Annotated in this window: 5 protein-coding genes and 2 pseudogenes; 3 read left to right on the top strand and 4 right to left on the bottom strand. The window is 70.8% G+C overall.

Going from position 1 to position 7,733, the window contains the following annotated elements; all coding sequences use genetic code 11:
* Nucleotides 1–141: 141 nt before the first annotated feature.
* A pseudogene (locus JHD63_RS13070) lies at nucleotides 142–627 on the top strand (DUF349 domain-containing protein); the annotation flags it as partial.
* Between the two features lie 2 nt (nucleotides 628–629).
* Nucleotides 630–1,024: pseudogene (locus JHD63_RS13065) on the top strand (GNAT family N-acetyltransferase).
* A 137-nt stretch (nucleotides 1,025–1,161) separates the two neighbouring features.
* On the opposite strand, the gene JHD63_RS13060 reads toward JHD63_RS13065, so the two are convergent.
* The 4 genes from JHD63_RS13060 to JHD63_RS13045 form a co-directional block, all read right to left on the bottom strand.
* Entirely contained in the window at nucleotides 1,162–2,091 is a 930-nt protein-coding gene (locus tag JHD63_RS13060) for a Bug family tripartite tricarboxylate transporter substrate binding protein (protein WP_233168079.1), read from the bottom strand.
* A gap of 115 nt (nucleotides 2,092–2,206) precedes the next feature.
* Nucleotides 2,207–3,211: a tripartite tricarboxylate transporter substrate binding protein gene (locus JHD63_RS13055; RefSeq protein WP_198971174.1), complete on the bottom strand. Its 1,005-nt coding sequence runs from the start codon at nucleotides 3,209–3,211 to the stop codon at nucleotides 2,207–2,209.
* Between the two features lie 42 nt (nucleotides 3,212–3,253).
* On the bottom strand, nucleotides 3,254–4,201 hold the full coding sequence (locus tag JHD63_RS13050) for a hydroxymethylglutaryl-CoA lyase (RefSeq protein ID WP_198971173.1): 948 nt from the start codon (nucleotides 4,199–4,201) through the stop codon (nucleotides 3,254–3,256).
* Between the two features lie 11 nt (nucleotides 4,202–4,212).
* Nucleotides 4,213–5,409, bottom strand: coding sequence for a CaiB/BaiF CoA transferase family protein (locus JHD63_RS13045; protein ID WP_198971172.1), 1,197 nt, complete (start codon nucleotides 5,407–5,409; stop codon nucleotides 4,213–4,215).
* A 127-nt stretch (nucleotides 5,410–5,536) separates the two neighbouring features.
* On the opposite strand from JHD63_RS13045, the gene prpR reads away from it, so the two are divergent.
* Nucleotides 5,537–7,507, top strand: coding sequence for a propionate catabolism operon regulatory protein PrpR (gene prpR, locus JHD63_RS13040; protein ID WP_198971171.1), 1,971 nt, complete (start codon nucleotides 5,537–5,539; stop codon nucleotides 7,505–7,507).
* The last annotated feature ends 226 nt before the right edge of the window (nucleotides 7,508–7,733 follow it).

The following is a 7,733-nucleotide window of genomic DNA, read 5'->3' as shown; positions in this document are numbered from 1 at the left end:
CCCCCCCCCCCCCCCCCCCCCCCCCCCCCCCCCCCCCCCCCCCCCCCCCCCCCCCCCCCCCCCCCCCCCCCCCCCCCCCCCCCCCCCCCCCCCCCCCCCCCCCCCCCCCCCCCCCCCTTTTAGATGTGTATAAGAGACAGCCCGGAACGCGAGGAGCGCGGCCCGCGCCTGGGCGACGCCGCCTTCCGCGCCCAGCGCGAGGCGCTCGAACACGCCCAGGCCACGCTGCGCAAGCTGGCGGCCCAGGCCCATGGCGAGGCGCTGACCCACCTGCTCGAAGCCTGGGAGAAGCGCGATGCCTCCGCCATCCCGAGCGCGCAGGAACTCGGCAACCGCGTCAGCCCCGCCACCCGCAACGCCTGGTCGCAGGCCCTCGGCGCCGCGCCGCAGGACAAGGGCGATACCGCCGAAGCCCTGCTGCGCCTGGAGATCGCCGCCGAAGTCCCGACCCCGGCCGAGCACCTGAGCGCGCGCCGCATGCTGCAACTGCAGCTGCTCACCCGCCGCAACGCCCCCACCCCGGCCCAGACCTGGGGCGAGGACGCCGCCAAGGTGCTGGCCGGCGCCAGCGACGCGCAAAGCGCGCGCCGCCTGCAGAACGCGCTGAAGACGCTGCTCAGGCCTTGACGATGGCGGCCGGGGACCGGGGCGTGCATGGCGGCGTACTGTTGCGCGCCTACCGCACCGCCGATCAGGCCGCCGTCGTCGCTCTGTGGCAGGCCTGCGGTCTGGTGCGGCCCTGAAACGACCCGCACAAGGACATCGGCCGGCTTCGACGGCCACCACGGCTGGGTCTGCTACCTGGCCGTGGCGCCCGGCCGGCAGCGCCTGTCCATCGGCCGCCGCATGATGGCCGAGGCCGAGCGTCTGCTGGCCGAGCGCGGCTGCCCCCGAGCGCGGCTGCCCCAAGATCAACCTGCTGGTGCGCACCGGCAATACCGCCGTGCTCGAGTTCTACCGCCGGCTCGGCTATGCGCAGGACGAAGTCGTGAGCCTGGGCAAGCGGCTGATTCCGGACCTTTGATCATGGGCAGCGCGGCTGCCCTAAGTGACTTGAATGATGACACCCCGGACAGGGCACCCGTTGAACTGGCTTTGCCAGGCCACCGGGTGCGCCCCCTTGAGGGGGAAGCGCCGCAGGCGCTTCGGGGGTGGTCCACATCAATCCGCGCGGATGTTCGCCGTCTTCACGATGTCGGCGTAGCGGGCCAGATCGGCCTGGATCTGGGCGCCGAATTCATCGGGCGTGTTGCCCACGGCGGTGATGCCCAGGCTGGCCAGGCGGTCCCTGACGTCGGGGCTCTGGACCACGTCATGCAGCGCGCGCTGGATCTGCTCGACGATCGGGCGCGGCGTCCTGGCCGGGGCGAGGATGCCGATCCACGAGCTGGATTCGAACCCCGGCACGCCCGACTCCGCGACCGTGGGCACGTTCGGCAGCGAGGGCAGCCGTGACGCGCTGGACACGGCGATCGCGCGGACCTGCCCTTGCTGGATGAAGGGGTAGGCCCCGGCCACCGCGGTGTAGAGCATGGGCAGCGTGCCGCCCACGACATCCGCCATGGCCTGGCCGCCGCCCTTGTAGGGAATGTGGGTGAACTGCGCGCCGGTGCGCTGCTTGAGCATTTCACCGGCGAGGTGCGGCGTGCTGCCGGTGCCGGCGCTGCCATAGGACAGGCCGCCCGGCTGCGTCCTGGAATAGGCCACCAGTTCCTGGAGATTCTTCGCCGGCACCGATGGATGGGTCACGATGACCAGCACGGCGTCGCCGATCTTGCTCACTGGCGCGAAGTCCTTGAGGGTGTCGAAGGGCACCTTGGCGAACACGTGGGGGTTGATCACCATCGTGCCGTCGAAGCCGACCACCAGCGTGTAGCCGTCGGGCGGCGCGCTGGCCGCCATCTGCGTGCCGATGTTGCCGGAGGCGCCCGGCTTGTTGTCCACCACCACCTGCTGGCCCAGGCGCTGGCCGAGCTTTTCGGCGACGACGCGCGCGCCGGTGTCGGTCACGCCGCCGGGCGCGAAGGGCACGATCAGCCGGATCGGCTTGTTCGGGTACGGTGCGGGCTGCGCGGCGGCCGGGGCGGCCATGGCGAGCGCGAAGGCGCAGGTGAGAAAGGCCGTCCAGGGCCTGGCCGCTGCGGGAATCGGGAAGTGGGGCATGTTCGTCTCCGTCTTTGGTTCTTGGAAAAGTGCTGCGCGGGGCCTACTCGGGCTGGATGCCGCCGCGCCGGGCCACCTGGGCCCACTTGGTGGTTTCGCGGTCGAGGAAGGCGCGGAAGTCATCGGGCGAGGACAGCACGACCTGCGCCCCCTGGTCGCGCATCTGGCGCGCCACGGCGGGGTCGGCGGTGACGGTGCGCAGGTCGTGCACGATGCGCTCCACCACCGCGCGGGGCATCTGGGCCGGCCCGAACAGCCCATACCAACTGAGCGATTCAACTCCCTTGAGGCCGGCCTCCTCGAACGTCATGGCGTCGGGGAAGATCGGCAGGCGGTGGTCCGCCGCCACGCCCAGCACCCGCAGGTTGCCGGCCTGCACATGGGGCTGGGCGGTGAGCACGCTGGTCACACCGGCGGGCAGGTGGCCGCCGATGATGTCCACCATGATCGGCGCGCCGCCCTTGTAGGGCACGCCCGTCATCTTGAGCTGGCCGGCCTGGCGGATCAGTTCGGCCGTGAGACGGGTCTGGCCTTCCGAGTAGCCCACGGGCAGTTCTTCCTTGCGCGCGGCCTGCAGCAGCTCGGGCAGGGTCCTGTACAGTCCGCGCGCCGCCGCCACCAGCACCATGGGCGAGCTGGCGATGTTGGTGATGGGCGTGAAGGCGGTGGCCGTGTCATAGGGCAGGCTCTTCATCAGCACCGGGTTGATCGCGTGCGAGCCCACCACCAGCAGCAGGGTGGTGCCGTCCGGCGCGGACTTGGCCACGTGCGCCGAGCCGATCACGCCGTTGGCCCCGGTGCGGTTGTCCACCACCACCGACTCGCCCCACAGTTCCGAGAGCCGCTGCGCCATGGCGCGCCCGACGATGTCGGTGCCCCCGCCCGCCGCATAGGGCACGACCAGCGTGACCGGCCTGGACGGCCACCTGGCGGGCGCGGGCTGGGCCCGTGCGGGCCGCGTGAGGGCGCCGCCGGCCAGCAGGCTGCCGAGGCCGGCGAGTACGGTGCGGCGGCCGGGGTGGCATCGCGCAATGGGGTGCTGGTGCATGATCTTGTCTCTGTTGGTGGTGTTTTTCGGGGGGAAGTGTCGTCAGGCCGCCGCCTCTTGCCGCGCGGGCGCGCGGGCGTGTGCGGCGCCTTGCAGCCGCTGGCGGCGCAGCCAGGCCATCGAGCGGCCGCCCAGGCGGCGCCGCAGCAGCGTTTCCGCGAAATCGACGGCGGCCAGCAGGCCGGGCAGGGCGATGCCGGTGGCCAAGCCGCTGCCTTCGGCCATCAGCACCAGGTCTTCGGTCGCCAGGTTGCCGGCCGCGCCGGGCGCGAACGGGCAGCCGCCGATGCCGCCCACGCTGGCATCGAAGCGGCGCACGCCGGCTTCCAGCGCCGCCCAGGCGTTGGCCGCGCCCATGCCGCGGGTGTCGTGGAAGTGCACGGCGAGTTGCGCCACGGGCACGGCCTCGGCCAGCGCGCCCAGGCGCTGCTTCACCTGTCCCGGCGACGCCGAGCCGATGGTGTCCGCGATCACGATTTCCCCGGCGCCGGCGGCCCGCATGCGGGTGGCGCAGTGCAGGACGGCATCCAGCGCCGTCTGCCCTTCGAACGGGCAGTCGAACGCCACGGCCACGTAGGCGCGGGTGCGCAGGCCCAGCGCCTGCGCGGCTTCGAGCGTCTGCTCGCTGACCTCGACGGCCTGCGCCAGCCCCATGTTGATGTTCTTGCGGTTCATGGTTTCGGTGGCCGAGAGCACCACCGCGATTTCCTGCGCGCCCGCCGCATGCGCGCGCTCCAGTCCCTTGAGGTTGGGCACCAGCACCGAGCTGCGCAGCCCGGGCAGGAGGGCGCGCAGGCGTCGCACCAGCGCCGCGGCATCGGCCATCTGCGGCACCGCCTTGGGCGAGACGAAGCTGCTCGCCTCGACACTCTGCACGCCCGCCTGGGCCAGCAGTTCGATCAGCCGCAGCTTGTCGTCGGTCGAGACCGCGATCTGCTGATTCTGCAGGCCGTCGCGGGGCGCGACGTCGGTGATGAGGATCGCTTCCATCGCTGCAGCCCTTAGGCAATGGCGCCGGCGGCGCGCAGTGCGCTCAGGCGTTCCGCGGAGTAGCCGAGCAGCCCGCGCAGCACCCGCTCCGTGTCATCGCCGAGCGCGGGTGGGGCGGTGTAGGTGGCCGGGGCGGCGGCCGAGAGCTTGACCGGGTTGCCCGGCATGCGCAGCGTTTCGCCGGACTTCAGCGGCACGTCCACCACCATGCCGCGCGCGAGCACCTGTGCATCGCCGAGCGCCTGCGCAAAATTGTTGACCGGGCCGCAGGGAATGCGCGCGGCACGCAGATGCTCGAGCCAGTAGCCGGTGGGCTGCTTTTTCAGTGCTTCGGCGATCAGCGCGTCGATCTCGGCGCGCGCGGCGTAGCGCGCCGGCTGCTGCAGGTATTCGGGCTTGCGCAGCGCCGGCAGGTCCATGCAGTCGACGAAGCGCTCGAAGAAGGCGTCGCCGATGCAGGCAATGATCACGTAGCCGTCGGCCGTGGGATAGCTGTTGTAGGGCACGTGCACGAAGTGCCCGTTGCCGATGCCCTCGGGCACGATGCCCGACATCAGGTGCATCGTGGCCATGTAGCTGAGCAGCGATATCTGCGCGTCGAGCATGGAGACGTCGACGTGCTGGCCGCGGCCGGTGCGTTCGCGCTCGGCGATCGCCGCCAGTACTCCGATGGCGCCGAAGACCCCGCCGCCCAGGTCGCCGATCGGAATGCCGCTGCGGGTCGGGCCGGTTTCCGGTGTGCCGGTGATCGACATGCCGCCGCCCATGGCCTGCACCACCTGGTCGAACGCCGGGCGCTGCGTCTGGGGACCGGTCTGGCCAAATCCGGTGATCGAGCAGGTGATGATGCGCGGGTTGACCTTGGCGAGCGCGGCGTGGTCGATGCCGAGGCGCTCGGTCACGCCGACGCTGAAGTTGTCGATGACCACGTCGGCCCGGCGCACCAGATCGAGGAACACGGCCTTGCCGGTGTCGCTCTTGAGGTCCACGCAGACGCTTTGCTTGTTGCGGTTGAGCGTCAGGTAATAGGCGCCCATGCCGCCGCGCGAATAGTCCGGATCGTGCTCCAGCAGCCGGCGCGTGCCTTCCCCGGTGCCGGGCGGCTCGACCTTGATGGTGCGCGCCCCCAGGTCGGCCAGCAGCATCGCGCCGTAGGGTCCGGAAAGCATGTGGGTCAGGTCGAGGACGGTAATGTGTTCGAGGGCCAAGATGTCTCCATGAAACGCTGTTCGGCCCGGTGCTGCATGCGGCATGCCAGCGCTTCGCCGGCATTCAAGTGGTTGATTCGATGGATGTTTTTCCCGGTCGATGCCATTGCTATGATTGCAATGCAACATGGATGAAAAAAATAATGTCTCAGTGGCACGCTCGGCGGCGCGGTGCAGGCTGCCGCGCCTGTGCTTCGTGAGCTATCGCCAGATCCGCGAATTCGCGCTTCCGGTGCTGGCCGAATACGCCGGCCGGGCCGAGATCGAGGCGATCGACGGCACCTTCGGCGGCGCGCTGGCGATTGCGCAGGAACGGTTGCGCGACGGCGCGGTCGACGCCTTCGTCAGCGCCGGCTCCAACGCCAGCATCCTGCGCAGCGGCCTGCAGGCGCCGGTGGCGACCATCCAGCTCGGGGGCTTCGACATCCTGCAGGCGCTGATCAAGGCGCGCCGCATCGCCAACCGGGTCGGCGTGGTGATGTACGGCCAGACGATTCCGGCGCTCGATGCGGTCAAGGAACTGCTCAACATCGAGATCACCCAGTACGCCTACCGCACGCCGGACGACGCGCGCCAGCGTTTCGACGCACTGCGCCGCGACGGCTTCCATGTGATCGTCGGTTCCAGCCTGGTGGTGGAACTCGCGCAAGAAGCCGGGCTGCACGGTCTGCTGGCCTATTCCCTGGCCAGCATCCGGCAGGGCTTCGAGGACGCCATCGAACTGGCCCGCGTGGCCCGGCTGGAAGCGGGCCGTTACGAGCAGCTCAACGGGGTGTTGCACAACCTCCAGGAAGCGGTGCTGGCGGTGGACCGCGCGCACTGCATCACTGCGCTGAACCCGGCCATGCAGCAACTGCTGGGCGCGGGCGCGGCGCCGCTGCTGGGCCGCCCGCTGCAGGAGGTGCAGCCGGCGTTGTCGCTGCAAGCCACGCTCGACTCCGGCCAGGAGGAGCGCGCCGCGGTGCTGCGGCTCGCGCAGCGCGACTGGGTCGTGAACCGCACGCCGATCCGCGAGCAGGGCGAGATCGTCGGGGCCGCGCTCACGCTGTTCGACGCCCGCGACATCCAGGAGGCCGACACCAGCCTGCGCATGCAGCAGCGGCGGCGCCAGGGCAGCGCGCGCCACGGTTTTGCCAGCCTGGTCGGCGCAAGCCCGGCCTTCATGCGGGCGGTGCAGACGGCGCGGCGCTTTGCCGCCACCGACCTGACGGTGTTGATCGCGGGCGAAAGCGGCGTCGGAAAGGAACTGTTCGCCCAGGCCATCCACAACGAAGGCGCGCGCGCCGGGCGGCCTTTCGTCGCGGTGAACTGCGCATCCTTCCCCGAGACGCTGCTGGAGAGCGAACTGTTCGGCTATGAGGAAGGCGCCTTCACCGGCGCGCGGCGCGGCGGCCGCCGCGGCCTGTTCGAGGCGGCGCACACCGGCACCGTGTTCCTCGATGAGATCGGCGACATGCCGCTGCCCTTGCAGAGCCGGCTGTTGCGCGTGCTGCAGGAGCGCGAGATCACGCGCCTGGGCGCCAGCGCCGCGATACCGGTGGACGTGCGCATCATCGCGGCCACCCATCAGCCACTGCGCGAGATGGTGGAGCAGGGCCGCTTCCGCCAGGACCTGTACTACCGGATCAACAAGCTGCGCCTGCCCTTGCCCGCGCTGCGGGAGCGCGGCGCGGACGTCACGCAGATGGCGGCCGCCTTCATGGCCCGCAGCCTGCATGCGCTGGGCTCTGCCTTGCCCGCGACCGAGGTGCTGGCGCCGCTGCTGCCGCTGCTCGCCGCCTACCACTGGCCCGGCAACGTGCGCGAGCTGGAAAACCTGTGCGAGCGCAGCGCCGTCTTCCTGGCCCAGTTCGACACGCCCGCCGCCATCGTCTACGACGAACTGCGCCACGATTGCCCCGAGCTGTTCGGCGACGCGCGCGAAGGGCTCGCGCTGCCGGCCGGCCCCGGGAGCCTCCGCCTGCGCCGTGCGCAGGAGGCGCTGCGCGCCTGCGGCGGCAACCGGGCCGAGGCGGCGCGGCGCCTGGGCATCAGCCGTTCGACGCTATGGCGCTGGCTGCTGCAGCCCACCGGCGAGACGGATTCCCCGGCGCCGTGAGCGCGCTACCAAAGAAAACGCCCCGATCGGTCAATGCCAGCCAGTCAAGCGCTGACTGGCATTTTCTTTGTGGGGAACTTGCTGCGAGAGCGCCTGACCTCGCGCGGGACTCGGCTATCCCATTGGCAGGCAGTGCCTCCAATGTCTCGTTCAGGGTGGTTTGCAGCAGGCTCAAAGCAAAAAGGGAACGTGGTCCATACGCTCCCTTTTTACCTGCCTTCAGCTT

It is taken from the genome of Xylophilus sp. ASV27, assembly GCF_016428875.1.
GTDB lineage: Bacteria > Pseudomonadota > Gammaproteobacteria > Burkholderiales > Burkholderiaceae_C > Xylophilus.
The sequence above is the reverse complement of the archived record's forward strand: the minus strand, read 5'-3'. Positions and strand labels throughout refer to the sequence as shown.

Excerpts from the sequence above, each read along its gene's own strand:
- JHD63_RS13055 (WP_198971174.1), bottom strand. The coding sequence starts at position 3,211 with ATGCACCAGCACCCCATTGCGCGATGCCACCCCGGCCGCCGCACCGTA.
- prpR (WP_198971171.1), top strand. The coding sequence starts at position 5,537 with ATGGATGAAAAAAATAATGTCTCAGTGGCACGCTCGGCGGCGCGGTGC.
- JHD63_RS13050 (WP_198971173.1), bottom strand. The coding sequence starts at position 4,201 with ATGGAAGCGATCCTCATCACCGACGTCGCGCCCCGCGACGGCCTGCAG.
- JHD63_RS13060 (WP_233168079.1), bottom strand. The coding sequence starts at position 2,091 with ATGGCCGCCCCGGCCGCCGCGCAGCCCGCACCGTACCCGAACAAGCCG.